We start from the raw sequence: 25,974 nt of genomic DNA on the forward strand, positions 1-25,974 counted from the left end.
GACATTATGTTTTTAGTCGACTCACACTGCCATCTTGATGGCCTGGATTACCAATCCCTGCATAAAAACGTGGACGATGTGCTGGCGAAAGCCGCCGCCCGCGATGTGAAATTCTGCCTGGCAGTGGCAACCACGCTGCCGGGCTATCGCACCATGCGCGAGCTGGTGGGCGTTCGCGATAACGTTGTATTTTCCTGTGGCGTGCACCCGCTGAATCAGGATGAAGAATATGACGTTGAGGACTTACGTCGTCTGGCGGCGGAAGAGGGGGTTGTCGCGATGGGTGAGACGGGGCTGGATTATTTCTACACCCCTGAAACGAAACCCCGCCAGCAGGAATCTTTCCGTCACCACATCCGCATTGGCCGTGAGCTGAACAAGCCGGTTATCGTGCATACGCGTGATGCGCGGGCCGATACGCTGGCGATCCTCCGGGAAGAAAACGTGACGGATTGTGGTGGCGTACTACACTGTTTCACAGAAGACAGAGAAACGGCGGGTAAGCTGCTTGATTTAGGTTTTTATATCTCGTTTTCTGGGATCGTGACGTTTCGTAACGCAGAGCAGCTCCGTGATGCTGCGCGTTATGTCCCTCTCGATCGGATTCTGGTGGAAACAGACTCCCCTTATCTGGCACCGGTGCCGCATCGCGGCAAAGAGAATCAACCTGCCATGACGAGAGATGTGGCTGAGTATATGGCCGTTCTGAAGGGCGTCAGCATCGACGAGCTGGCTCGCGTCACGACGGAAAACTTCGCAAATCTGTTCCACATCGACCCCGCCCGCCTGCAATCTGTTTGATACACCTGTTTTTTTTAGGCTCGTAATTAATAAATAAAGCGAGTAAAGTTCACCGCCTCATTTGGGGCGGTGACGGTGTATTTAGACACATCCAGACATGCTTTTTGTAAAAAACTGAAAGTTTTTGGTCCGCCTTGAGCTGAAACGTGATAGCCGTCAAACAAACTCACAGGGATTTATTTTACTCTGTGTAATAAATAAAGGGCGCTTAGATGTCCTGTCCACGGCGCGGTACTCCCCCCGGGCCAATGCGTGAAAGCGTAAAAAAAGCACAAATACTCAGGAGCACTCTCAATTATGTTTAAGAATGCATTTGCTAACCTGCAAAAGGTCGGTAAATCGCTGATGCTGCCAGTATCCGTACTGCCTATCGCAGGTATCCTGCTGGGTGTCGGTTCTGCTAACTTCAGCTGGCTGCCAGCCGTAGTTTCCCACGTGATGGCCGAAGCAGGCGGTTCTGTTTTTGCTAACATGCCGCTGATCTTCGCTATCGGTGTTGCTCTGGGCTTCACCAATAACGACGGTGTATCTGCGCTGGCCGCAGTTGTTGCCTACGGCATCATGGTGAAAACCATGGCTGTGGTTGCACCACTGGTTCTGCATTTACCTGCCGAAGAGATCGCAGCGAAACACCTGGCTGATACCGGTGTTCTCGGCGGGATCATCTCCGGTGCGATTGCAGCGTACATGTTCAACCGCTTCTATCGCATCAAGCTGCCTGAGTATTTGGGCTTCTTCGCGGGTAAGCGCTTCGTTCCGATCATTTCTGGTCTGGCAGCGATTTTCACTGGCGTGATCCTGTCCTTCATCTGGCCACCGATCGGCTCTGCAATCCAGACCTTCTCTCAGTGGGCTGCTTACCAGAACCCGGTTGTGGCATTCGGTATCTACGGCTTCATCGAGCGCTGCCTGGTACCATTTGGTCTGCACCACATCTGGAACGTTCCATTCCAGATGCAGATTGGTGAATTCACCAACGCAGCAGGTCAGGTGTTCCACGGTGATATCCCACGTTACATGGCAGGTGACCCAACCGCAGGTAAACTGTCTGGTGGTTTCCTGTTCAAAATGTACGGCCTGCCGGCTGCTGCGATTGCAATCTGGCACTCTGCTAAACCAGAGAACCGTGCAAAAGTGGGCGGTATCATGATCTCCGCAGCGTTGACCTCGTTCCTGACCGGTATCACCGAGCCGATCGAGTTCTCCTTCATGTTCGTTGCGCCGATTCTGTACATCATTCACGCGGTACTGGCTGGTCTGGCGTTCCCTATCTGTATCCTGCTGGGTATGCGTGACGGTACGTCCTTCTCTCACGGCCTGATCGACTTTATCGTTCTGTCTGGTAACAGCAGCAAACTGTGGCTGTTCCCAATCGTTGGTGCGTGCTACGCGGTTGTTTACTACACCATCTTCCGTGTGCTGATCAAAGCACTGGACCTGAAAACTCCAGGTCGTGAAGATGCGTCTGAAGACAGCAAAGTAGCAGCGACCAGCGAAATGGCTCCGGCTCTGGTTGCAGCGTTCGGCGGCAAAGAAAACATCACTAACCTGGACGCGTGTATCACTCGTCTGCGTGTGAGCGTTGCTGACGTAGCGAAAGTAGACCAGCCTGGTCTGAAAAAACTTGGCGCAGCGGGCGTTGTTGTTGCAGGTTCCGGTGTTCAGGCAATCTTCGGTACTAAATCCGATAACCTGAAAACCGAAATGGATGAATACATCCGCAGCAACTAAGTTGTGACTGGGGAGACTAAGGCAGCCGACTGGCTGCCTTTTTTATTGGTGCGGTTTATGGTGCCGGGTGGACCGGCCTGCGTGATGGGTAGGCCCGGTAAGCGTAGCGCCACCGGGCTTCTGTCACTTAGAAATCGTAGCTCGCGCTCACCGAGAAGTTAAGCGGTGCACCGTACACGAGATAAGATCCAACATAGTCGTAGTAATCTTTATCGAACAGGTTGTTCACGTTCGCCTGTACGGCAAAGTCTTTGGTCACCTGATAGCGGCTGAACAGATTCACCAGCGCGTAGCTGCCCTGTTCAGCGCGGGAGCGCCCGGCAGGACCACCATCAACATCCGTCCAGACCTTGTTTTGCCAGTTAACACCGCCACCCACAGCCAGCTCTGGCAGCATCGGCAGTTGATAACGGGTAAAGAGCTTCATGGTGGTTCGCGGCTGGTCAGAGCTTACGGCATTCCCGTTCTTATCTTCGGCGATAAAGCGGGTCGCACCGAAGGTCAGCTGCCAGTTATCGGTCAGGGCACCGTTCAGCTCAAACTCAATCCCTTTACTCACCACGCCATCCAGTGATTCATAAATCGACTCACCGCTTGGCATATAGGTGTAGGTATTGTTGGCAACGTTATCCTGCTCAATACGGAAGATGGCCAGAGAGGTGGTCAGGCGGGTGTTAAACCAGTCAGCCTTCACGCCCGCCTCGTAACTTTTTCCCGTTGTAGGATCAAGGTAGCGGCCATTCGCGTCACGCTTGTCCTGCGGCTGGAAGATAGAGGTATAGCTGATGTACGTTGACCAGTCTTCGTTGATGTCATAGACCAGACCCGCGTACGGCGTCACGTCGTCTTTGGTGCTTTCCAGGCGGGTGTCCGGGGAGCCTGCCGGGTTATAGCGAATATTGTAGTTGGTGTAACGTGCGCCCAGGATCAGGTGCAGCGGATCGGCCAGCGAGAAGCGGGCAGAGGTGTACGCTGAGGACTGACGAATATCGTCCTGGCTGTAGAGCTTCCACGGCGTCCACTGTGGGTCGGCAATATTACCGTTCCAGTTTTTGAAATCACCCACATCAACCATACCGTACAGGGCATCCGGCATTGAGTTGTCGTAGTGGTTACGCTGACGGCTGAAACTGCCGCCAAACATCATTTCGTGCTGGCGACCGAAGAGATTGAAATCACCGCGCAGGAAGGCATCCACGGCATCCTGTTTACGCTCGCCCCGGTTCCAGCCGCCGTAACCCACCATCCCTGCACCTGTGTCTTTGTCCGGGTAACCGGACATGTACATCAGCTTGGTATCGAAGTTGGTTTCCGCGTGCATCCCGTTGATGTGCGCTTCCCAACCGTTGTCGAAACGCTGGGTCAGGTTGGCAAAAATACGGGTGTTGTCTTTGTCTGAATACGCCCAGTCTGGCGCAACGGTCTGGCTATGGTTGTAATGCGTTTTGCTGCCGTCGCTGTACCAGGTTGGCAGGCCGCCCCAGGTAGGATCTTCAGTCTTGCTCTCCTGGTATTCATACCCCAGGGAAAGGGTGGTGCTGTCGGTAACATCGGCATCCACCACACCGTACAGGAATTTCTTACGGTAGTGATAGTTATCGACAAAGCTGTCGTTGTCCTGATAACCGGTGATCAACCGCCCACGGACTTTACCGGACTCAACCAGCGGAGCCTGTAAATCGAGCACGTAGCGCTGTTTATCCCAGCTGCCATAGCTGGCCGATACGTTGCCTTTGAATTCATTGCTGTCAGCATGTTTACGCACCATGTTGACGTAAGCGGCCGGGTTACCCGTGCCGGACATTAGACCCGTTGCACCACGCACCACTTCAATACGATCGTAAATGGCGGTGTCGGCCGCCGTATCGCCAAAGTTCCACACTTCACTGATGGAGGTTGGCAGGTCATCGTAGGCATAGTTACTCACGAAGAAACCGCGGGAGTAAAATACAGAGCGGTCACTGTCCTGAACCTGCGCGGTTACCCCGGTGGTGTTGGTCAATACCTGCCCGATGGATTGCAGATTCTGGTCAGCCATACGCTGCTGGCTGATCACACTGACGGATTGCGGAATATCACGCGGTACGAGCAGCAGCTTTGTGCCGGTGGTGGTGGTTTTAACGCTGTAATCCTGCTCCTGGCCGGCAGACGGATCCTGTGCGTTATCAAAGCCACCATCAACAACAACGGTGTCTTCAGTCGACGTGGTAGCGGCGAAACTTACGTTTGGCATCAATGCCATAGCAATACAGGCAGCCAGCAACGAAGGTGTTGTGGCAGGCTGACGTTGCCCATCCCTGGTGTGATTAATGAAAGACATCATCAAACCCTTAATGAATGGTGAAAGTTGTGTGCGTCAGTCCCGTGGATCCGGGCTGAAGTCGTTTTCTATGTTTTAAATGCGCATGAAAATGCAAATGCGAAATATACGCATTGTGATTAATGCTGTAAACAGATGTTTCGAACGGAAGTGAAATATTGTTTCAGGATATCAACACACAAGAGCGCTCACTCTTCAGGCAGCTATCGTGCAATCAAGGAAAGAAATCGCGAGAGAAGGTTGAAAGGACAGGAGAAACTCGCTCATACTCTTGAGTTGTGTCACACAGTAATGCAGACAATGTGTGTTATTGGCAGACCCACCACGCCAGATTAAACAAAAAAGGAAAAGGTCATGGCTGAAGAAACGATTTTCAGTAAAATTATCCGCCGCGAAATTCCGTCGGATATCGTGTATCAGGATGAGCTGGTGACAGCCTTCCGGGACATTTCACCTCAGGCGCCGACACACATCCTTATCATTCCCAATATTCTGATTCCTACCGTGAACGATGTGAAAACCGAGCACGAAGTGGCATTAGGCCGTATGCTGACGGTGGCGGCAAAAATTGCTGAGCAGGAAGGCATTGCGCAGGATGGCTATCGCCTGATCATGAACTGCAATCGCCATGGCGGGCAGGAAGTTTATCACATTCACATGCATCTGCTGGGTGGCCGCCCGCTGGGGCCGATGCTGGCACATAAAGGTCTTTGACATGCTAAGAGGGCGTTTTGCAGCGCTGGTTATGACGCTGGTGATGGTCGGGTGCAGTGCGCGTCCCGCGATCCCGGTGAGTGATGAACAGACGCTGGTCATGGAGTCCTCTGTTCTGGCTGCGGGTATCACGGCAGAACAACCTTCGCTGACCATCAGCGAAATTCAGGCTTCGGCGTCCTCTTCGCTTTATAACGAAAGACACGAACCAGTCACGGTGCATTACCGTTTCTACTGGTATGACGTACGAGGTCTTGAAATGCACCCACTGGAAGCGACGCGCACGGTAGTCATTCCGGCGATGTCATCGGTCACGCTGTATGGCAGCGCGAACTACCTGGGTGCACATAAGGTGAGACTTTATCTTTATTTGTAAGGGGTGAACCTTGATTAAAAATATGAGCCGTTTTGCGCTCGTTACCGCATTTGCACTCTTCCTTTCAGGGTGTATGACGCGCATGGAACAACCTGCTCCTGTGGAAGAGGCGAAACCGGGCACGGCACAGCCTGTAGAGCCAACGCAGCCGGTGCCAACTGTGCCTTCTGTTCCGACCATCCCGGCGCAGCCTGGTCCAATCGAACATCCTGATGCAACGGCACAGCCAGCACCGCGCGTGCGTCATTACGACTGGAACGGCGCAATGCAGCCAATGGTCGGTAAAATGTTGCAGGCGCAGGGCGTTACCCCTGGCAGCGTGCTGCTGGTGGATAGCGTGAACAACCGTACCAACGGTTCCCTGAATGCAGGTGAAGCGACCGAAACGCTGCGCAATGCGCTGGCGAATAACGGTAAATTTACGCTGGTTTCTGCACAGCAGCTCGCGGTGGCAAAACAGCAGTTAGGGCTGTCTGCACAGGACAGTCTTGGTTCACGTAGCAAGGCGATTGGTATCGCCCGTAACGTTGGTGCGCAGTATGTGCTTTACTCTAACGCCAGCGGTAACGTGAATACGCCAGCGTTGCAGATGCAACTGATGCTGGTTCAGACAGGCGAAATTATCTGGTCAGGTAAAGGTGCCGTTACGCAACAATAACTGCACGCGTGATGACGTACTGACACGTTATTTTCCGCAGTATCGCCTTATCGCGCCGCAGGCCCATTCCGGGCTTGGCGGCGCGAGTTGCATTATCGCCCGGGGCGAACATCGACTGGTGTTACGCCAGCATCATGATGGCTCCGCTCCGGCTTCCCATTTTCGTCGTCAGTACCGCGCTTTAACGCGACTTCCCGCAGAGCTGGTGCCGAAACCGCAGTTTTTTATGCAGGGATGGATGGCGGTGGAATATCTTGCGGGCGAGATCAAAACCGGATTACCGGATACTCCCACGCTCGCCGCCATGCTGTATCATCTTCACCGCCAGCGGCGTCTGGGCTGGCGCATCACGCTTTTACCCTTGCTTGAACAGTACTGGCAGCAGGCATCGCCCGCCAGACGCACGCCTTTTTGGCTGGCGCAGCTCAAGCGGTTGCGTAAAGCGGGTGAGCCGCAGCCGCTGCGGCTTGCGCCTTTGCATATGGATGTTCACGCCGGAAACATCGTCCACACGCCAGCGGGTGACAGACTGATCGACTGGGAATACGCAGGTGACGGAGACGTTGCGCTGGAGCTGGCGGCAGTCTGGACACCGGATGATGCCGCGCGCAGGCAGTTAATTAAGGCCTACGCCAGGGCCGCGCATATAGACCCCGAGACGCTTGCGCGCCAGGTCTGGCGCTGGCGGCCCTGGGTACTGATGCTGATGGCTGGCTGGTTTGAGGTACGCTTGCAGCACTCGGCAGACAAACAATTTATCGCGCTGGCAGATGACGTCTGGCGCCAGTTACAAACTAAAGGATAAGAGAGGTTCGTGTGGGTCCAGTCATGTTGGATGTCGAAGGCTTTGAGCTGGATGCGGAGGAGCGCGAAATTCTGGCGCACCCGCTGGTCGGTGGCCTGATTCTGTTTACCCGCAACTATCACGACCCGGAGCAGTTGCGGGAACTGGTTCGACAAATTCGCGCGGCGTCACGCAATCAGCTGGTGGTGGCGGTTGACCAGGAGGGCGGGCGTGTGCAGCGTTTTCGCGAGGGCTTTACCCGCCTGCCAGCAGCGCAGTCTTTCGCCGCGCTGCTGGGCACCGAAGAGGGCGGCAAGCTGGCGCAGGACGCCGGCTGGCTGATGGCAAGCGAAATGATTGCGATGGATATTGATATCAGCTTTGCCCCCGTGCTGGATGTCGGGCATATCAGCGCCGCTATCGGTGAGCGTTCGTATCATGAAGATCCGCGCATCGCACTGGCTATGGCCACACGTTTTATCGACGGAATGCACGATGCCGGGATGAAAACCACCGGTAAACACTTCCCGGGCCACGGGGCCGTCACGGCGGATTCTCACAAAGAAACCCCACGCGACCCACGCCCTGAAGGTGAGATCCGCGCCAAAGATATGTCGGTGTTCCGCTCGCTTATCACCGATAACAAGCTGGATGCCATTATGCCGGCACATGTTATCTACAGCGATGTCGACCCACGTCCGGCGAGCGGCTCTGCCCACTGGCTGAAAACCGTGCTACGTCAGGAATTAGGTTTTAACGGCGTGATCTTCTCAGACGATTTGTCGATGGAAGGGGCTGCCATTATGGGCAGTTATGCTGAACGTGGGCAGGCATCGCTGGATGCAGGTTGCGATATGATCCTGGTCTGCAATAATCGTAAAGGCGCAGTGAGTGTGTTGGATAACCTGTCGCCGATCAATGCTGAGCGTGTTACACAATTGTATCATAAAGGTTCATTTAGCCGTCAGGAGCTGATGGGCTCGGCGCGCTGGAAGACGGTCAATGCCCAGCTTGAGGCGCTGAATGAGCGCTGGCTGGCGCATAAAGCAGGCCTTTAATCCCTCCTGGAAGGCGTAGCGTGGTGAGAAGACGATGATCATCTATTTACACGGTTTTGACTCAAACAGTCCTGGTAATCATGAGAAAGTGCTGCAATTGCAGTTTATCGATCCGGATGTACGGCTGATTAGCTACAGCACGCGCCATCCGAAACATGATATGCAGCATTTGCTCAAAGAAGTGGACAAAATGTTGCAGCTTAATGTCGACGATCGCCCGCTGATTTGTGGGGTGGGTCTGGGCGGATACTGGGCTGAGCGGATCGGATTCCTGTGCGATATCCGTCAGGTGGTGTTCAATCCAAACCTGTTCCCGCACGAGAATATGGAAGGGAAGATTGACCGCCCGGAAGAGTATGCCGATATCGGGACTAAGTGTGTCAGCAACTTCCGTGAAAAGAATCGCGATCGTTGTCTGGTGATCCTGTCGCGTAATGATGAAGCTCTCAGCAGTACCCGTGCCGCCGAGCTGCTTCACCATTACTATGAAATTGTCTGGGACGAAGAGCAGACCCACAAATTCAAAAATATCTCCCCGCATCTGCAACGCATCAAAGCCTTTAAAACCCTGGGTTAAAGGTATCTGACGTGCTCTCTGGCCCGGCGGCGTAAGCTTGCCGGGCTTTCTTTTTGCTAAAATTGTACAAATATCAGCCATCAAAACTTGATGCATATCAATTTTGGTATGACCAATGCGCCTGGCGTGTTATTCTCAATGCACCTGAATGGTTTCAGTGCTGTAACCTGTTGTTAATTAAGGGTTATTTTTATAACTTTTAATTAACAATTGGTTAATAATTTGAGGGGGTCACGTTGACTACGCCATTGAAAAAGATAGTGATTGTAGGCGGTGGAGCTGGCGGGCTGGAGCTGGCTACACAGCTGGGCAAAAAGCTGGGTCGCGGTAAAAAAGCCAAAATTACGCTGGTCGATCGTAACCACAGTCACCTGTGGAAACCACTGTTGCACGAAGTTGCAACCGGTTCTCTGGATGAGGGTGTTGATGCGCTGAGCTATCTGGCACATGCGCGTAATCACCACTTCCAGTTCCAGCTGGGTTCCGTGGTGGACATCAACCGTGAAAGCAAAACCATCACGCTTGCCGAACTGCGTGATGAAAAAGGCGAGTTGCTGGTTCCTGAGCGCAAACTGCCTTATGACACGCTGGTGATGGCGCTGGGCAGTACCTCAAACGATTTCAACACGCCAGGTGTGAAAGAACACTGCATCTTCCTGGATAACCCGCATCAGGCGCGCCGTTTCCATCAGGAAATGCTTAACCTGTTCCTGAAGTACACCAATAACATGGGTGCCAACGGCAAGGTTAACATCGCGATTGTCGGCGGTGGTGCGACCGGCGTTGAGCTGTCTGCAGAGCTGCACAATGCGGTAAAACAGCTGCACAGCTATGGTTACAAAGGGCTGACCAACGAAGCGCTGAACGTGACGCTGGTTGAAGCGGGCGAACGTATTCTACCTGCGCTGCCGCCGCGTATTTCCGGTGCGGCGCACAGCGAGTTAACCAAACTGGGCGTTCGCGTACTGACCCAGACGATGGTAACCAGCGCGGATGAAGGTGGCTTGCATACCAAAGATGGCGAATACATCGAAGCGGATCTGATGGTCTGGGCGGCGGGTATTAAAGCGCCAGATTTCATGAAAGATATCGGTGGCCTGGAAACAAACCGTATTAACCAGCTGGTGACTGAACCCACGTTGCAAACTACCCGCGACCCGGAAATCTACGCGATTGGCGACTGTGCATCCTGTGCGCGTCCTGAAGGTGGTTTCGTGCCGCCGCGTGCTCAGGCAGCTCACCAGATGGCAAGCCTTGTGCTGCACAATATTCTGGCGCAGACCAAAGGCAAGCCAATGAAATCGTATGTTTATAAAGACCACGGTTCCCTGGTATCGCTCTCTAACTTCTCGACCGTAGGCAGCCTGATGGGTAACCTGATGCGCGGCTCAATGATGGTAGAAGGGCGCATCGCTCGCTTTGTGTACATCTCGCTGTACCGTATGCACCAGATTGCGCTGCACGGTTACTTCAAAACTGGCCTGATGATGCTGGTGGGCAGAATCAACCGCGTGATCCGTCCTCGCCTTAAACTGCACTAATTCTTCTCTCCCTCCGGTCACCCGGGGGGATTTTTAGCATATCATGCTGTTCACTCCCCGTTAGCCTCTTAGGAGTTCTCCTAAACAGGGCTATTCTGCTTACATCCCCACATTTTTAATCCTTTTTCTGATTGGCTAAGTCTGGCGTTAATTGCAGAATTGTTACCAATAGCAACAAAGGAGGAAGTCCCGTGAATAAATCAATGTTGGCGGGTATCGGGATTGGTGTTGCTGCTGCGTTAGGTGTGGCAGCGGTTGCCAGTCTCAACGTGCTTGATCGCGGCCCGCAGTATGCTCAGGTCGTTTCTGCTACCCCTATTAAAGAATCGGTAAAAACGCCGCGTCAGGAGTGCCGCAACGTAGCCGTTACGCATCGCCGCCCGGTTCAGGATGAAAACCGTATCGCTGGCTCTGTGCTGGGTGCGGTGGCCGGTGGGGTGATTGGTCATCAGTTTGGCGGCGGTCGTGGTAAAGATGTGGCGACAGTGGTCGGTGCGCTGGGCGGCGGTTACGCAGGTAACCAGGTTCAGGGCGCAATGCAGGATAACGATACCTACACCACGACTCAGCAGCGCTGTAAAACCGTCTATGACAAGTCAGAAAAAATGCTGGGTTATGACGTGACGTACAAAATTGGCGATCAGCAGGGCAAAATCCGGATGGATAAAGACCCTGGCAGCCAAATTCCGCTGGACGGAAATGGTCAGCTGGTCCTGAATAACAAAGTGTAAAAAAGACGTTCTCTGAATTTAGCTCCTCAAGCGCTCAGGCTGAGGAGCTTTTTTTTGGCAATCAGAAGGTCAGAGCATAGTTAAGACCAAAGGTACGACCGCGCCCTTTGTATTCGTACAATGCGGCATTGCCGTACGTTGGGCTGTAGAGCAACGGTGCACGCTGGCCCCAGACGGTGGTGTACTGTTTATCCAGCAGGTTTTCGATGCTGAACGACAGTTTACCCAGCGGCAGCTGATAACTGCTGAGGAAATCGACGGTGTTATAACCTTCTATTTCATTGCCTGCGGCGTCCGTCAGGTCAAAGGTTTGCTGAGTCTGAACACGCAGCGACCAGGGCTCAGGCGCCCAGCCTACATAGGCCGTAGCTTTAGAAGGCGAAGCCTGAGTCACATCCCACTTCTCCCATGAACCGTTGGTTTTTATCTCTGATTTCAGGATGTTGAAATTACCACCCACGCTCCAGACGCTGTCAGGGATTACGTAATCCACCGCACCTTCCACACCATAGATACGGCGCTCCTGCGGGTTGACGTCAATGGTCATGTCGCTACGGTTGATGTCGATGGATTTGTCCGAGAGAGAGTAGTAGGCCGCAATTTGCGTGCGCAGGTTATCTCCGGTGTAGCGCCAGCCCAGCTCATAGGAGTCAACTTTGATCCCTTCAAGCTTTGCATCATTCGGGTTAACGCTTTTAAGCAGCGCCAGGTGGCCCTGCGCATCGGCTTTTGCGTACGCGCCGTTCCCGTAATACTTGCCTGGATCCGGCAGCTCAACACCCTGAGAGAAGTTAAACCAGAGCTGCTGGCGTTCCGTAATGTGTGCAAGAATGCCGGCGTTAAACAGCAGGTTATCGTAATCCGTTTTACCGCCCGGGATCGCATCTGCTGAGGTGGCCTTACCATTCGCAATCGCCTGCTGCTGCGAATAACCGATAAAGTCATCAACGCGGTTTTCAGTCCATTGATAGCGAACCCCACCGCTCAGGGTGAAGATCTCATTGATGTCATAGCTGTTTTGCAGGAAGGGTGCAAAGTTGGTGATGCTGTAACCCGGATAACGCCCGGTGGTGTAGGCAGAGTGGTTATTCATCCCGCCTGATGGCACTGACTTCGCCAGGTCGAAGAACATCTGGTTGGAATCGAATGTTTCATGGTCGGCATCGATACCCCAGGTCATCTGCCAGCCGTCTAGCGGCTTGCTGTTCAGGGTCAGTTTTGCGCCGTACTGATCGGTGTTTTGCTCAGACGCCGCAAAGCTGGTGATGGTTTTGGTTTTTTGATCTACGGTCGGGAAGGGGTAGAAACGCAAGGATTCATCACGGTAGTAAATTTGCCCTACCAGCTCTTGCCCCCAGAAATCGGTGTCGGAATATTGCAGGCTGATGAGATGGCGCTCTGTCCCCGGAATGCGGTCGGAACTGAACCCGCTACGGGTCCGGGCGGTACCATTTCCGGTCACGGCACTCATGTTTTTATCGAGATAAAGCCCGTAATCATCGTCGCCCTGGCTTTTGTAATACTGCGTCACCACCTGCAACTGGCGGGTATCGCTGATGTCGATTGTGCCTGTACCCATCACATCCAGACGATCGGAATGTTGTAATCCTGTCTGGGTGTTATCGAAGGTGAGGGCGTCGCCGTTGCCATCATACCAGCCGCCAAAACGCTGATAAGCCACGGAGAGACGGCCTGATGCATGGTCATTCCCCCCGCTGACGGCGGTTGCCACGCGCTCGTCATGGTCATTGCTGTTGTTAAAGCCTGTCTTGCTGCCAAGCTCCAGATCAACCTGCGTTTCTGGCTGACCTTTTTTGGTCACGATGTTAATCAGACCGCCGGTACTGCCGCCACCGTACAGGGCCGTAGAGCCGGAAATAACTTCTATATGTTCGATGTTAAAAGGATCAATCGAATCAAGCTGGCGGCTGTCGGTACGCGAGGAGTTCAGACGCACGCCATCGATTAACACCACAATGGCGCGGCCGCGCATGTTCATGCCGTAGTTGGTTCGCCCCTGGCTGCTGACATCCATACCGGGGATCAACTGCCCGAGAATATCCTTGAACTCCTTGCCACCCTGGACTTGCTGTTCAATTTCATGTCCTTCGATAATCCATGTGGTTTGCGCCATTTCTGCCACGGTACGATGGCTGCGGTTGGCACTGACAATCAGGTTTTCTTCATTGGTTTGTTCGGCGTAAAGCGGCATCGCGATGGCCAGCAATACAGGATTTAGCACCCAGAGGCTTTTCTTCATCATCATTCCTTGTTGAGCGGTCGCTCTTTTTTATAGGCAGGTCAACATCACAATTTTGCATTGTGTAACAAATGTGAAAAATGCAAATGCGAATACTGCCGATAAAGAATCTTATTATCAACCCATCAAATAAGAGGATAAGCGCGGTGAGGAACAAAAATGGGGAAAGAGAGGGCGGCAAGGGAAGCCGCCCGGGGTATCAGATTTTAAGCAGTTCAGGCCACAGACGTAGCGTGGTGTGGGTAATGCTTTGCAGTTTTTCCAGGCTTGCGCCTTCACGGGCGCTTATCGACATACCCTGCAAAATACAGCTCAGGTATTGCGACAGCTCCTGCGGATGGCAATGGGCAGGAAGCTCACCTCGGCGCTGGCGTTCGGTAAGAAACGTACACAATGTCTCCTCCTGCATCGCGTGGCGCGATTTCACCGTGTTGGCAATCTCTTTAGAAGAGGCCGCAAGGGTGGCGGAGGTGTTGATCATAAAGCAGCCTGCTGGTGTATCTTTGCTGGTAAAGCAGGTGGCGACGGCGGTGAAATAGTCCCGCAGTGCTTGCTCAACTGTTTTTTCTTCGCAGAAAAGCTGCGCTTCGTGTTTCGCCGCAAAGCGCGAAATGTATCTGTCCAGAACCGCCCTGAACAGCCCCTCTTTATTCGTAAATTCTGCATACAGCGTGGGGGCTTTGGCGCCTGTGGCTTCCACAAGATCGGAGAGCGAGGTGGCTTCATACCCGTGCTGCCAGAAGAGTGTCATGGCCTTATCGAGCGCCGCTTCCCTGTCGAACACTTTTGGTCGGCCACGGCTTTTCTTTGCGCAACTCGTTACATCAGTTGTCATTTGCCGCGGATCCTCTGTTGGTTTGTTGAATGACCATTATAAAAATATTCGCCGCCCGCGACCAGCGCTGATTCAGCAAAAATATATTATTCATATGGGTATGAAAAATAACGAAATTAAAATTAATATAACGATCGTTATAAAAACATGTTGACGCGTGATGCGGATCACATTTATGATTTACCTATCGATCGTTAAGTAAATGACTAACGACCTCCAAATTCATCTGCCTAAAGGTAAAAATCATGAAAAACGTAAAAACCCTGATCGCCGCCGCTGTACTGAGTTCTCTGTCATTCGCAAGCTTTGCAGCTGTTGAAGTGCAATCTACCCCAGCTGACCAGCATAAAGTCGGTACTATCTCTGCAACAGCAGGTACTAACCTGGGTTCTCTGGAAGACCAGCTGGCACAGAAAGCAGAGGCGATGGGTGCGAAATCCTTCCGTATCACCTCTGTGACGGGTCCTAACACCCTTCACGGTACTGCGGTGATTTACAAATAAGTTTTGCAGAACCCTCATACTTGCCACTGCAAAAAAACGCCCTACATATGCAGGGCGTTTTGTTTTATTGCACTTTTACATCGTCTGCTGGGGAATATCCTGATGACGTGTAACGTCAACCGGCATCCCCGCGCGCGCCTCCATTGCCCGGCCTATCACCGCATCGTCAGTATCCTGGCTGGTTTTGAAGCGATACATCTCTGCATTGAGTGGGATCGGCAGCGTTTGCGGATCGTCACCGATATTTTTCGATAATGGCTGATGGATCTCCACCAGGCGTTTACCGCCAGGCTCTTCAGACACCTTGATCGGCGTATTGATAATGTTCACTTTTGTTCCTGGCGCTATCACTTTGTACAGGGTCTTGATGTCGTCATCACGCAGGCGAATACAGCCGGAACTGACGCGCATTCCAATACCAAAATCAGCATTGGTTCCGTGCAGAAGATAAACACCACCGTAAGCGGCAAGGCGGATGGCATGGTGGCCCATCGGGTTATCCGGGCCAGCCGGAACCACCGCCGGTAAATCTATCCCCTGAGCCTTATAGCGTGCGCGAATATTGGCGGTCGGTGTCCAGGTAGGATTGGCGCGTTTATCCGACACGGTGGTCACCATGGTTGGCGTGAGCGTATCGCCGCCCAGCTGGCCAATGCCAATAGGGTAGACGGTCACTTCGTTCCTGCCCGGCGGGTAGTAATAGAGTCGTAATTCGGCGAGGTTAATCACAATCCCTTCGCGCGGCGCATCAGGCAGCAACGTTTGCAGAGGAATGGTTAACACGCTACCGGCGCGAGGCACATACGGGTCAACGCCCGGGTTAGCCTGTAACAGCGCCAGGAAGCCCACGTTATATTTTTTTGCAATCGCCTCAAGTGAACCGCCATTGTTTTCAACTACATGAAAGCGGTTTTCACCCACCACACGGCTACCGGCAGGGGGAAGAGGCCAGGTGTTAGCCCGGGCTGGAAGCGCTATTGCCACGGTCGCAGCCAGCGCAAACAAGGTTATCCAGCGAGTCATACGCGAAGAGGTCATCATCACCATAATCCATATCAATGATAAGGTTATTGTTATTTAAAGAGTTAACGATAATTATGGCGAATGGATGTGTCGGGAAATCCAGGAGGTTTGCAAAGAGTTTGTAAATTGTCTCCCCGGCAGCGTGTATTCCACCGGGGAGAAAGGCTGGTCAGGCGATCGCGTTTTCTTCCAGCTGGCGCATAAAGTTACGCACCCAGTCCATGCGGGTTTTACGTTCAGCCAGCTCCTGGGTGAACTTCAGGCGCGTTGGCCCGTCCAGGCGGAAATGCTGCGGCTGTTTTTGCAGTAAACCAATCAGCCACATCGGATTGACGTGATTCTTCTCGGCAAACTCAATCACGCCACCTTTTTCATTACCTTCCAGCTTACGAATGCCCAGTTTCTGTGCCTGCTGGCGCAGCCGGGCAATATCCAGCAGGTTTCGCGCGGCATCCGGCAGCAGGCCAAAGCGGTCAATAAGCTCCACTTTGATCTCCTCCAGCTCGTTTTCGCTTTTCGCACTGGCAATGCGTTTATAGAACGACAGGCGGGTGTTCACATCCGGGATAAAATCGTCCGGCAGCAGGGACGGCATTCGCAGCTCGACATCCGTTTGCTGGCTGGTCAAATCTTCCAGTGACGGCTCACGCCCGGCTTTGAGCGCATCAACGGCATTTTCCAGCAGCTCCATGTACAGCGAGAAGCCTATGGTTTCCATCGAGCCACTCTGGTCTTCACCCAGCAGTTCACCGGCACCGCGGATCTCCAGGTCGTGGGTTGCCAGGGCAAAGCCTGCACCCAGATCTTCCAGCGAGGCGATGGCTTCCAGACGCTTTTGTGCGTCAGTGGTCATTGCTTTTGGATGTGGCGTCAGCAGCCAGGCGTAGGCCTGGTGATGCGAACGCCCAACGCGGCCACGCAGCTGGTGCAGCTGCGCCAGACCAAAGTGATCCGCGCGTTCAATGATGATGGTGTTGGCCGTTGGGATGTCGATACCGGTTTCAATAATGGTGGTACAGACCAGCACGTTAAAACGCTGGTGGTGGAAATCGTTCATCACCCGTTCCAGCTCGCGTTCACGCATCTGCCCGTGCCCGATGGCGATACGAGCTTCTGGAACCAGCTCGGCCAGTTTATCTGCCGCTTTCTGGATGTTTTCGACATCGTTAAAGAGATAGTAAACCTGCCCGCCGCGCAGTACTTCACGCAGAATGGCTTCGCGTACCACCAGGCTGTCGTACTCGCGTACGAAGGTTTTTACCGCCAGGCGGCGCGCCGGTGGTGTGGCAATAATTGACAGATCGCGCATTCCACTCATTGCCATATTCAGGGTTCGCGGGATTGGCGTGGCGGTTAAGGTCAGGATATCGACATCGGAACGCATCGCTTTGATACGCTCTTTATGACGCACGCCAAATCGGTGCTCTTCATCGACAATCAGCAGCCCTAAATCTTTCCACTTCACGTCGCTTTGCAGCAGTTTGTGGGTACCGATCAGAATATCGATCTTGCCTTCGCCTGCCTGCTCCAGAATTTGCGTCTGCTCTTTGGCGCTGCGGAAACGGGAAAGCATTTCGACACGTACCGGCCAGTTGGCGAAGCGATCGCGGAAGTTGTCATAATGCTGCTGGGCGAGAAGGGTGGTCGGCACCAGCACGGCGACCTGCTTGTTGTTCTCCACGGCCAGAAACGCCGCGCGCATCGCCACTTCGGTTTTACCAAAGCCCACGTCGCCGCACACCAGCCGGTCCATCGCCAGTGGCTGGCACATATCGCTCAACACCGCATTGATGGCCTGAGCCTGATCCGGCGTGGTTTCGAACGGGAAGCTGTCGCAGAACAGCTGATACTGCTCTTTATCGTGCTTAAAGGCGTAACCTTCTTTGGCTGCGCGTTGGGCGTAAATGTCCAGCAGCTCGGCGGCCACATCACGTACTTTCTCGGCGGCTTTCTGGCGTGCGCGGGCCCAGGCATCACCACCCAGTTTATGCAGCGGCGCATTTTCTTCGGCCCCCCCGGCATAACGGCTAATCAGATGCAGTGACGAAACCGGCACGTAAAGTTTGGCGTCGTTGGCGTAAGTCAGCATCAGGTATTCGCCCTTAATGCCACCCGCTTCAAGGGTGGTCATTCCCTGATAACGGCCGACACCGTGCTCAAGGTGAACAATGGGCTGCCCCGGGTGCAATTCCGCCAGGTTGCGGATAAGTGTGTCCGGGTTAATGGTGCGGCGGCTATCCTGGCGGCGACGTGCCACACGTTCGCCCAGCAGGTCGCTTTCGCAAATCAAGGCCAGATTATTGAGCGTATCGATAAAACCGTGCTCGGCGGCGCCGATCATCAGGTAACGCCCGTTGGCGGTGGCTTCATCAAGGCGGAAAATACGCTTAGGGGCGACTTTAATGCGCCCGAGCAGCTCGCCTAATGCTTCGCGACGGCCTTCACTTTCTACCGAGAAAATCACTGGCCCGGTAAAGGACTCAAGGAATTTTCGCAGGCTATCCAGAGGCGATTTTTGCTGTGCCTGTACGGCTAAATCAGGCAGCTTCTGGAAGGCGAGGTTAGTGTTCGCGGCTTTATCGGCAAGGGTGTCCGTTTTGAGCTGCACACGCGGCCAGCGCTTAAGTTCTGCATTTAACTCATCGCTACGCAGCCACAGTTGTTCGGGCGGCAGCAACGGGCGCATCGGGTCAACACCACGGCTCTCATAGCGGGCCCGGGTTTCACCTTCAAAACGGCTGGCGCTGGCGTCGATATCCCCGGTGTTCACAATCAGCGTATTGGCCGGGAAATAGCTGAACAGCGCAGGCAATGGCTCGTTAAAGAACAGGGGCTGCCAGTATTCGATCCCGGTAGGCAGCGTGCCTTTGCTGACCTGCTGATAGATATGTTCCGCATCGCGTTTCACGTCGAACTTGTCGCGCCACTGGCTGCGGAACAGCTCGATGGCGGTTTTGTCGGTCGGGAATTCGTGCGCAGGCAGCAGGTTGATGGATTCAACTTCTTCCAGCGTACGTTGCGTGTCGGCATCAAAGACGCGCAGGCTGTCGATTTCGTCGTCGAAAAAGTCCAGACGGTAAGGCTGGTCACTGCCCATCGGGTAGAGATCCAGCAGGGCGCCGCGCGTGGCGTATTCGCCGTGCTCCATCACCTGATCAACATGACGGTATCCGGCACTTTCAAGCTGTGCACGCAGTGCATCGCGCGACAAACGCTGGCCTTTTTTCATCACCAGCGCATGACCATGTAAATAGCTGTGCGGGCAGACGCGCTGCATCAGGGTGTTTACCGGAACAATCAGCACGCCGCGCTGCATGGACGGCAACTGATAGAGCGTGGACAGGCGTGAGGAGATGATCTCCTGGTGCGGGGAGAAGCTGTCATACGGCAGCGTTTCCCAGTCAGCCAGGCTGAAGACCAGGTTATCGGTGAACTGACGGATTTCGTCATGCAGGCGTAATGCATTTTGCATATCCGGGGCAACAAGAACCACCGGGCCGGGATGCCGCTCTGCGATTTCTGCCACCAGTGTGGCGCACGCCGCGCCCGTGAGTTCACCCAGCTGGCGTTGGTCGCCCGCTTTGCCGGGCAAGGAATAACGGTAGTGTTCAGGCATGGCTATGTCAGAGTCTCTTATAGGTATACTCAGTATTGGGGCATATCACTGATACGCAATGCCTTTATTATCCTCGATCGTTTTACATAAGCAAACCGGAACCGCACAGGCGGTAAACTCGCCCTGAATCAGGGCGAGGTGGGCGTTAGCGGGCGGTTTGCGCCAGAGAAAGGCGGGCAGGTGGGGAAAAGAACAGATCGCCAAACAGCGCAGTAGAAAGCTTGCGTGCACCAAGACCGAAAAGTGTACAGATTAAGAGGCTGGCAAACGGATAGACGAGGATCAGCGCCAGCTCTGCCCAGACAGGCCAGGATGCGCCATTCATTTCGCCAATCAGGAACAGGCTAAATGCCTCGATTAAAATGCGATGCGTGGTGTAAATGGCAATGGTGTTTGAGCCAATCACATTGAGCAGATTATTGGGATGCACGGCGTAGCGTTGTTCGACGCTGTAGAAGAGCTTCATGATAAGCAGGACTGACAGCAGAGAGAGCAGTAGTGGGACATTGGCAAACCACAGCACGACGGATACCGCAGCAAACGCGGCAACGGGCAGCCAGGCGCGGCGCAGTGACAGCCCTTTCATCCAGGCCATGAGCTCTGCACCGTACCACGCACCCATACTGTAGTAGACCATATTGCGCACCACGCTGTTCATTCCCCACCACGGCAGCGGCAGGAAGTTTATTGCGATACTCGCCAGCGCCAGAAGCCCCAGCACCGGCAGTTTCCAGCGGCTTAACAGCTTACACAGCGTGAAGTAGACCACCAGGGCGTACAGATACCACAGGCTGGTGCTGGCGGTGAGCATCGCCAGAATAAACTCCGGGACGGAATCTGCGTAGGCGGCGTTTGATGAGGTGGCTAACTCGCGCTCCGGGGCCAGCCAGGCATTCAGGTGGCTCAGCGCCTGCCATTGCAGGACACCCCACAGGGCCAGCACCCAGACAATGCTCCAGATGCGCTTATCGAGGCTGGTTCGCCAGCCAACTTCATCGATATACCGGCGGATCAAATAGCCTGAAATAAAGAAAAACACCGGCATCCGAAACGGCGCGAGGTAGAGGTTAAAATAGACCCAGCATTTGGCGAGGAGGCCGGACAGAGGATATTGTAGCCCGCTGAGATGCGGATAAAAGGTGATAACCGAGTGATAAATGACCACCAGGCAGATGCACAGCCCTTTTATCTGGTTAATCCATAATGCTTTTTGTTTCATCGCGAAACGTACCTGTATTGCCATAAACGAACCGTTTATCCTGGGTGAAGGGGCAGGGGATGTAATCAGTAACAGTCTGTATCAGTACGTTTTTCGGAAAAGGTGGAGGGCGCAGGATCTACGTTAAGAGAGTAGCACTATGATTTATCTGATTTTTTCGGAAAAATGATTACCAAAGCTTACGGTTTCAGTCATTTACGCTTAACGGATTCGCTTATATACTCGTGGGTCTGCTATCAGCAAACAGACGGATTTCATGTACCAACCTGTCGCACTCTTCATAGGCTTACGTTACATGCGTGGGCGCGCCGCGGACCGATTCGGTCGCTTTGTCTCCTGGCTTTCCACTATTGGTATCACGCTTGGCGTGATGGCACTGGTGACGGTTCTCTCCGTGATGAACGGCTTCGAGCGCGAGCTGCAAAACAACATCCTGGGGCTGATGCCACAGGCCGTACTCTCTTCTTCAAACGGTTCCGTTAACCCGCAACAGCTGCCTGAAAGTGCCGCGAAATTGCAGGGCGTGACGCGCGTTGCGCCGCTTACCACCGGTGACGTGGTGCTGCAAAGCGCCCGCAGCGTGGCGGTTGGGGTGATGCTGGGGATCGACCCGGCCCAGAACGATCCGCTCACGCCGTACCTGGTTAACGTGAAGCAAACCGATCTCGTGGCGGGGCAATACAACGTGATCCTCGGCGAGCAGCTTGCCGGGCAGCTTGGCGTTAACCGTGGCGACCAGCTGCGTGTGATGGTGCCGTCTGCCAGCCAGTTTACGCCGATGGGGCGTCTGCCAAGCCAGCGTCTGTTCAACATTATTGGTACCTTTGCTGCCAACAGCGAAGTCGACGGCTATCAGATGCTGGTCAACATTCAGGATGCATCGCGCCTGATGCGCTATCCGGCGGGCAATATCACCGGCTGGCGTCTGTGGCTTGATGCACCGTTGAAAGTGGATGTTCTTAGTCAGCAAAAACTGCCGGAAGGGACAAAATGGCAGGACTGGCGTGACCGCAAAGGCGAGCTGTTCCAGGCCGTGCGCATGGAAAAGAACATGATGGGGCTGCTGCTGAGCCTGATCGTGGCGGTGGCCGCGTTTAACATCATCACCTCGCTTGGGCTGATGGTGATGGAAAAACAGGGCGAAGTCGCCATTCTGCAAACCCAGGGGCTAACGCCGCGCCAGATCATGGCCGTATTTATGGTTCAGGGTGCCAGCGCCGGGATTATCGGCGCGCTGTTGGGCGCCGTGCTGGGCGCATTGCTGGCCAGTCAGCTCAATAATTTAATGCCAATTATCGGTGCACTTCTCGATGGCGCGGCGCTGCCCGTCGCGATTGAGCCGTTGCAGGTGATTGGCATTGCGCTGGCCGCGATGGCCATTGCGTTGCTTTCCACGCTTTATCCTTCATGGCGCGCTGCCGCCACTCAACCCGCTGAGGCTTTACGTTATGAATAAGATCCTGTTGCAATGCGACAACCTGTCCAAACGCTATCAGGAAGGCACTGTACAGACTGATGTCCTGCACAATGTGAGCTTTAGCGTGGGTGAAGGCGAGATGATGGCGATTGTGGGCAGCTCCGGCTCCGGTAAAAGTACCTTGCTGCACCTGTTGGGCGGCCTGGATACGCCGACTGAGGGCGACGTGATTTTCTCCGGCCAGCCGATGAGCAAAATGTCGTCTGCGGCGAAAGCCGAATTGCGCAACCGCGAGCTGGGCTTTATCTACCAGTTCCACCACCTGCTGCCGGATTTCACGGCGCTGGAAAACGTGGCGATGCCGCTGCTGATTGGCAAAAAGAAACCGGCAGAAATTAACGCCCGTGCCAGCGAAATGCTGAAAGCGGTGGGGCTTGGGCATCGTGGTAACCACCGTCCGTCTGAGCTGTCTGGCGGTGAGCGTCAGCGTGTGGCGATTGCCCGTGCGCTGGTGAACAACCCGCGCCTGGTGCTGGCAGATGAACCGACCGGTAACCTGGACGCGCGTAATGCCGACAGCATTTTCCAGCTTCTGGGCGAGCTTAACGCGTCGCAGGGAACGGCATTCCTGGTGGTGACCCACGATCTGCAACTGGCTAAACGCATGGGCCGTCAGCTTGAGATGCGCGATGGTCACCTGAATGCAGAACTGACCCTGATGGGAGCGGAGTAATGGCGTCACCGTTATCGTTACTCATCGGTTTACGCTTTAGCCGCGGTCGCCGTCGCGGCGGCATGGTGTCGCTGATCTCGGTGATTTCCACCGTGGGAATTGCGCTGGGTGTCGCCGTGCTGATTGTGGGGCTGAGCGCCATGAACGGCTTTGAGCGTGAGCTCAACAACCGCATTCTGGCCGTGGTGCCCCACGGCGAAATCGAGCCGGTTAACCAGCCCTGGACAAACTGGAGCGATGCGCTCAATAAAGTGGAAAAAGTGCCGGGTATTGCCGCCGCAGCGCCGTATATCAACTTCACCGGACTGGTGGAAAGCGGGGTAAACCTGCGTGCCATCCAGGTTAAAGGGGTAAACCCGCAGCAGGAAGAGCGTTTAAGCGCCTTGCCGAAATACGTGCAGAACGGCGCGTGGGCAAACTTTAAGCCCGGCGAGCAGCAAATCATTATGGGTAAAGGCGTGGCTGACGCGCTGAAAGTGAAGCAGGGTGACTGGGTTTCTATCATGATCCCCAACGCCAGCGCGGACCATAAATTACAGCAGCCAAAACGCGTGCGTCTGCACGTAACGGGTATTCTCCAGCTGAGCGGCCAGCTCGATCACAGCTTTGCTATGGTGCCGATGGAAGATGCGCGTCAGTATCTGGACATGGGCGACAGCGTGACGGGCATTGCCATTAAGGTTAATGACGTCTTTAACGCCAATAAGCTGGTCCGTGATGCGGGTGGAGTCACCAATAACTACGTCTACATCAAGAGCTGGATTGGCACGTACGGCTATATGTACCGTGATATTCAGATGATCCGCGCCATTATGTACCTGGCCATGGTGCTGGTGATTGGCGTGGCCTGCTTTAACATCGTCTCGACCCTCGTAATGGCGGTTAAAGACAAGAGCGGTGACATTGCCGTGCTGCGCACCCTGGGGGCGAAGGACGGTCTTATTCGCGCCATTTTCGTCTGGTATGGTTTACTGGCGGGGTTGTTTGGCAGCCTCTGTGGTGTGGTGATCGGCGTGGTGGTTTCGCTTCAGCTGACGCCGATTATCAATCTGATTGAAAAGCTAATCGGCCACCAGTTCCTGTCGGGTGATATCTATTTTATTGACTTCCTGCCGTCTGAATTGCACTGGCTGGACGTTATTTATGTGCTGGTTACAGCACTTTTACTGAGTCTGCTGGCAAGCTGGTATCCGGCGCGTCGCGCAAGCCGAATTGATCCGGCGAGGGTATTAAGTGGCCAGTAATTTCGTCATGATTTAGCGGCTTGCGGGCCGCCAAATCAGAAAGAGGAATGCGTTATGTATTATGGATTTGATATTGGCGGCACCAAAATTGCGCTGGGCGTATTTGATGAAAATCTCAAACTACAATGGGAAACCCGTGTTCCCACCCCGCGCGAAAGCTACGATGAATTCTTAACCGCCATTGCCACGCTGGTGGCGCAAGCCGACGCGCGCTTTGGCGTGAAAGGCTCAGTGGGGATTGGTATTCCGGGGATGCCCGAAACCGACGACGGCACGCTGTATGCTGCCAACGTACCTGCTGCCAGCGGCAAACCGCTGCGTGCCGACCTTTCCGCTCTCCTTGAGCGCGACGTGCGATTAGACAACGATGCCAACTGTTTTGCCCTTTCCGAAGCCTGGGATGACGAGTTCCGGGAATATCCGCTGGTGATGGGGCTGATCCTCGGCACGGGCGTTGGCGGGGGAATTGTTGTCAACGGTAAGCCCATTACCGGGCGCAGCTATATCACCGGTGAGTTTGGTCATATTCGCCTGCCAGTCGACGCCCTCGAGGTCGTTGGGCGTGATTTTCCGCTTACGCGATGCGGGTGTGGCCAGCATGGCTGCATCGAGAACTATCTCTCCGGAGGTGGGTTTGCATGGCTATACGAACACTTCTATCATCAGAAAATTGCTGCCCCGCAGATCATTACGCTGTGGGAGCAGGGCGATGAACAGGCGCGTGAACACGTTGAACGCTACCTGGATTTGCTGGCGGTGTGTCTGGGGAATATCCTGACCATCGTCGACCCCGATCTGCTGGTGATTGGCGGCGGGTTATCAAACTTTACCGCGATAACGGAACAGTTGTCCGGGCGTTTGCCCCGACATTTATTACCCGTTGCCCGCGTGCCGCGTATTGAGCGTGCGCGCCACGGGGATGCAGGAGGAATGCGCGGAGCCGCCTTCCTTCATCTCACCGATTAGTCTACGAGGTTACTATGCTGTCGCGTCGCCAGGGTCGACTCAGCCGTTTTCGTAAAAATAAACGCCGTTTGCGTGAGCGCTTGCGCCAGCGGATCTTTTTCAGAGACAGGATGATGCCAGAAGCGATGGATAAACCCAGAGTTGTGGTACTGACCGGTGCGGGGATCTCTGCCGAGTCCGGTATTCGCACGTTTCGTGCGGCTGACGGGTTGTGGGAAGAGCACCGCGTAGAGGATGTGGCTACCCCGGAAGGCTTTGCCAGGGATCCCGATTTAGTGCAGGGGTTCTATAACGCGCGCCGTCGGCAGCTTCAGCAACCCGAGGTGGCGCCGAACGCGGCTCATCTGGCGCTGGCCCGGCTGGAAGAGGAGCTGGGTGACCGTTTTCTGCTGGTCACCCAGAACATCGACAACCTGCACGAGCGTGCCGGTAACCGCAATATCATCCATATGCACGGCGAACTGCTGAAGGTGCGCTGCGCCTGGAGCGGCCAGGTGCTCGACTGGACGGACGATGTGCAACCTGATGACCGTTGCCATTGCTGCCAGTTCCCGTCACGCCTGCGCCCGCACGTGGTCTGGTTCGGTGAAATGCCGCTGGGAATGGATGAAATTTATAGCGCGCTGGCGATGGCGGATGTGTTTATCGCCATCGGCACTTCGGGCCATGTCTATCCGGCGGCAGGGTTTGTTCATGAAGCCCGGTTGCAGGGGGCGCACACCGTTGAGCTTAATCTGGAACCGAGCCAGGTCGGCAGCGAGTTTGAAGAGAAGCACTACGGGCTGGCAAGTCAGGTTGTACCGGAGTTTGTCGATAAGCTGCTGAAAGGGCTGTAACTGTGCAGGTTGTCCTGTCGAGGCCGGGTAA

22 protein-coding genes are annotated in these 25,974 nt (G+C 54.4%); 16 read left to right on the forward strand and 6 right to left on the reverse strand.

What is annotated here, in order from left to right; translation table 11 throughout:
- Positions 1 to 6: 6 nt before the first annotated feature.
- Both N1249_RS08435 and ptsG read left to right on the forward strand, forming a co-directional pair.
- Complete coding sequence (locus tag N1249_RS08435) at positions 7 to 801, forward strand: metal-dependent hydrolase (RefSeq protein WP_259836703.1); 795 nt, start codon at positions 7 to 9, stop codon at positions 799 to 801.
- Positions 802 to 1,098: 297 nt separating this feature from the next.
- Positions 1,099 to 2,532 (forward strand): PTS glucose transporter subunit IIBC, encoded by a 1,434-nt coding sequence (gene ptsG / locus N1249_RS08440; RefSeq protein WP_259836711.1) that lies wholly within the window; start codon positions 1,099 to 1,101, stop codon positions 2,530 to 2,532.
- Between the two features lie 127 nt (positions 2,533 to 2,659).
- Here the strand turns inward: ptsG and fhuE are convergent, their stop codons facing one another.
- Complete coding sequence (gene fhuE / locus N1249_RS08445) at positions 2,660 to 4,852, reverse strand: ferric-rhodotorulic acid/ferric-coprogen receptor FhuE (RefSeq protein ID WP_259838044.1); 2,193 nt, start codon at positions 4,850 to 4,852, stop codon at positions 2,660 to 2,662.
- Positions 4,853 to 5,206: 354 nt separating this feature from the next.
- Between fhuE and hinT the strand changes: the two genes are divergently transcribed.
- The 8 genes from hinT to N1249_RS08485 all read left to right on the forward strand — a co-directional run bounded on the left by hinT (position 5,207) and on the right by N1249_RS08485 (position 11,291).
- A complete protein-coding gene (gene hinT / locus N1249_RS08450; protein WP_014069796.1) occupies positions 5,207 to 5,566 on the forward strand; it encodes a purine nucleoside phosphoramidase in 360 nt (119 codons plus the stop codon).
- A gap of 1 nt (position 5,567) precedes the next feature.
- A complete protein-coding gene (locus tag N1249_RS08455) occupies positions 5,568 to 5,942 on the forward strand; it encodes a YcfL family protein (protein ID WP_014069797.1) in 375 nt (124 codons plus the stop codon).
- Positions 5,943 to 5,955: 13 nt separating this feature from the next.
- Positions 5,956 to 6,600, forward strand: a complete 645-nt coding sequence (gene lpoB, locus N1249_RS08460) for a penicillin-binding protein activator LpoB (protein WP_088201843.1) — start codon at positions 5,956 to 5,958, stop codon at positions 6,598 to 6,600.
- Positions 6,581 to 7,405 carry a thiamine kinase gene (gene thiK, locus N1249_RS08465; protein ID WP_259836715.1) on the forward strand — a complete coding sequence of 275 codons (825 nt, stop codon included), beginning with the start codon at positions 6,581 to 6,583 and terminating at the stop codon, positions 7,403 to 7,405. The genes lpoB and thiK overlap by 20 nt, the downstream gene beginning before the upstream one ends.
- Positions 7,406 to 7,416: 11 nt before the next feature.
- Positions 7,417 to 8,442, forward strand: coding sequence for a beta-N-acetylhexosaminidase (gene nagZ / locus N1249_RS08470; RefSeq protein ID WP_259836717.1), 1,026 nt, complete (start codon positions 7,417 to 7,419; stop codon positions 8,440 to 8,442).
- A gap of 34 nt (positions 8,443 to 8,476) precedes the next feature.
- Entirely contained in the window at positions 8,477 to 9,019 is a 543-nt protein-coding gene (ycfP, locus tag N1249_RS08475; protein WP_014069801.1) for an alpha/beta hydrolase YcfP, read from the forward strand.
- Between the two features lie 236 nt (positions 9,020 to 9,255).
- Positions 9,256 to 10,560 carry an NAD(P)/FAD-dependent oxidoreductase gene (locus N1249_RS08480; RefSeq protein ID WP_014069802.1) on the forward strand — a complete coding sequence of 435 codons (1,305 nt, stop codon included), beginning with the start codon at positions 9,256 to 9,258 and terminating at the stop codon, positions 10,558 to 10,560.
- A gap of 191 nt (positions 10,561 to 10,751) precedes the next feature.
- A complete protein-coding gene (locus tag N1249_RS08485) occupies positions 10,752 to 11,291 on the forward strand; it encodes a glycine zipper 2TM domain-containing protein (RefSeq protein ID WP_014069803.1) in 540 nt (179 codons plus the stop codon).
- A gap of 61 nt (positions 11,292 to 11,352) precedes the next feature.
- Here N1249_RS08485 and N1249_RS08490 read toward each other — a convergent pair whose 3' ends face one another.
- Positions 11,353 to 13,551: a TonB-dependent siderophore receptor gene (locus tag N1249_RS08490; protein WP_259836719.1), complete on the reverse strand. Its 2,199-nt coding sequence runs from the start codon at positions 13,549 to 13,551 to the stop codon at positions 11,353 to 11,355.
- A gap of 199 nt (positions 13,552 to 13,750) precedes the next feature.
- Positions 13,751 to 14,386 (reverse strand): TetR/AcrR family transcriptional regulator, encoded by a 636-nt coding sequence (locus N1249_RS08495; RefSeq protein WP_259836721.1) that lies wholly within the window; start codon positions 14,384 to 14,386, stop codon positions 13,751 to 13,753.
- Between the two features lie 245 nt (positions 14,387 to 14,631).
- On the opposite strand from N1249_RS08495, the gene bhsA reads away from it, so the two are divergent.
- Complete coding sequence (gene bhsA, locus N1249_RS08500; RefSeq protein WP_014069806.1) at positions 14,632 to 14,889, forward strand: multiple stress resistance protein BhsA; 258 nt, start codon at positions 14,632 to 14,634, stop codon at positions 14,887 to 14,889.
- Between the two features lie 75 nt (positions 14,890 to 14,964).
- Here bhsA and N1249_RS08505 read toward each other — a convergent pair whose 3' ends face one another.
- The 3 genes from N1249_RS08505 to N1249_RS08515 all read right to left on the reverse strand — a co-directional run bounded on the left by N1249_RS08505 (position 14,965) and on the right by N1249_RS08515 (position 20,747).
- Positions 14,965 to 15,930: a L,D-transpeptidase family protein gene (locus tag N1249_RS08505; RefSeq protein WP_259836724.1), complete on the reverse strand. Its 966-nt coding sequence runs from the start codon at positions 15,928 to 15,930 to the stop codon at positions 14,965 to 14,967.
- A gap of 151 nt (positions 15,931 to 16,081) precedes the next feature.
- Positions 16,082 to 19,528 (reverse strand): transcription-repair coupling factor, encoded by a 3,447-nt coding sequence (gene mfd, locus N1249_RS08510; RefSeq protein WP_259836726.1) that lies wholly within the window; start codon positions 19,526 to 19,528, stop codon positions 16,082 to 16,084.
- A 145-nt stretch (positions 19,529 to 19,673) separates the two neighbouring features.
- Entirely contained in the window at positions 19,674 to 20,747 is a 1,074-nt protein-coding gene (locus N1249_RS08515) for an acyltransferase family protein (RefSeq protein WP_259838047.1), read from the reverse strand.
- Positions 20,748 to 21,003: 256 nt separating this feature from the next.
- On the opposite strand from N1249_RS08515, the gene lolC reads away from it, so the two are divergent.
- The 5 genes from lolC to cobB are packed head-to-tail and all read left to right on the forward strand — an operon-like array spanning position 21,004 to position 25,943.
- On the forward strand, positions 21,004 to 22,203 hold the full coding sequence (gene lolC, locus N1249_RS08520) for a lipoprotein-releasing ABC transporter permease subunit LolC (protein ID WP_014069810.1): 1,200 nt from the start codon (positions 21,004 to 21,006) through the stop codon (positions 22,201 to 22,203).
- A complete protein-coding gene (gene lolD / locus N1249_RS08525; RefSeq protein ID WP_214597753.1) occupies positions 22,196 to 22,897 on the forward strand; it encodes a lipoprotein-releasing ABC transporter ATP-binding protein LolD in 702 nt (233 codons plus the stop codon). Before lolC ends, lolD begins: the two co-directional genes overlap by 8 nt.
- Entirely contained in the window at positions 22,897 to 24,141 is a 1,245-nt protein-coding gene (gene lolE / locus N1249_RS08530; RefSeq protein WP_166716935.1) for a lipoprotein-releasing ABC transporter permease subunit LolE, read from the forward strand. The genes lolD and lolE overlap by 1 nt, the downstream gene beginning before the upstream one ends.
- Before the next feature lie 54 nt (positions 24,142 to 24,195).
- Positions 24,196 to 25,107 (forward strand): N-acetylglucosamine kinase, encoded by a 912-nt coding sequence (gene nagK, locus N1249_RS08535; protein ID WP_259836730.1) that lies wholly within the window; start codon positions 24,196 to 24,198, stop codon positions 25,105 to 25,107.
- A gap of 14 nt (positions 25,108 to 25,121) precedes the next feature.
- Entirely contained in the window at positions 25,122 to 25,943 is an 822-nt protein-coding gene (gene cobB, locus N1249_RS08540) for a Sir2 family NAD+-dependent deacetylase (RefSeq protein WP_259836733.1), read from the forward strand.
- Positions 25,944 to 25,974: the final 31 nt, after the last annotated feature.

Origin of the sequence: Enterobacter sp. CP102 (assembly GCF_025152625.1) — a bacterium.
Taxonomy (GTDB): domain Bacteria; phylum Pseudomonadota; class Gammaproteobacteria; order Enterobacterales; family Enterobacteriaceae; genus Enterobacter; species Enterobacter soli.

Coding starts and splice junctions, on each gene's coding strand:
- N1249_RS08490 (WP_259836719.1), bottom strand. CDS start 13,551: ATGAAGAAAAGCCTCTGGGTGCTAAATCCTGTATTGCTGGCCATCGCG.
- ycfP (WP_014069801.1), top strand. CDS start 8,477: ATGATCATCTATTTACACGGTTTTGACTCAAACAGTCCTGGTAATCAT.
- nagK (WP_259836730.1), top strand. CDS start 24,196: ATGTATTATGGATTTGATATTGGCGGCACCAAAATTGCGCTGGGCGTA.
- N1249_RS08505 (WP_259836724.1), bottom strand. CDS start 15,930: ATGATGACCTCTTCGCGTATGACTCGCTGGATAACCTTGTTTGCGCTG.
- N1249_RS08515 (WP_259838047.1), bottom strand. CDS start 20,747: ATGAAACAAAAAGCATTATGGATTAACCAGATAAAAGGGCTGTGCATC.
- N1249_RS08495 (WP_259836721.1), bottom strand. CDS start 14,386: ATGACAACTGATGTAACGAGTTGCGCAAAGAAAAGCCGTGGCCGACCA.
- lolD (WP_214597753.1), top strand. CDS start 22,196: ATGAATAAGATCCTGTTGCAATGCGACAACCTGTCCAAACGCTATCAG.
- ptsG (WP_259836711.1), top strand. CDS start 1,099: ATGTTTAAGAATGCATTTGCTAACCTGCAAAAGGTCGGTAAATCGCTG.
- bhsA (WP_014069806.1), top strand. CDS start 14,632: ATGAAAAACGTAAAAACCCTGATCGCCGCCGCTGTACTGAGTTCTCTG.
- hinT (WP_014069796.1), top strand. CDS start 5,207: ATGGCTGAAGAAACGATTTTCAGTAAAATTATCCGCCGCGAAATTCCG.
- mfd (WP_259836726.1), bottom strand. CDS start 19,528: ATGCCTGAACACTACCGTTATTCCTTGCCCGGCAAAGCGGGCGACCAA.
- lolE (WP_166716935.1), top strand. CDS start 22,897: ATGGCGTCACCGTTATCGTTACTCATCGGTTTACGCTTTAGCCGCGGT.
- cobB (WP_259836733.1), top strand. CDS start 25,122: ATGCTGTCGCGTCGCCAGGGTCGACTCAGCCGTTTTCGTAAAAATAAA.
- N1249_RS08455 (WP_014069797.1), top strand. CDS start 5,568: ATGCTAAGAGGGCGTTTTGCAGCGCTGGTTATGACGCTGGTGATGGTC.
- N1249_RS08435 (WP_259836703.1), top strand. CDS start 7: ATGTTTTTAGTCGACTCACACTGCCATCTTGATGGCCTGGATTACCAA.
- lolC (WP_014069810.1), top strand. CDS start 21,004: ATGTACCAACCTGTCGCACTCTTCATAGGCTTACGTTACATGCGTGGG.
- fhuE (WP_259838044.1), bottom strand. CDS start 4,852: ATGTCTTTCATTAATCACACCAGGGATGGGCAACGTCAGCCTGCCACA.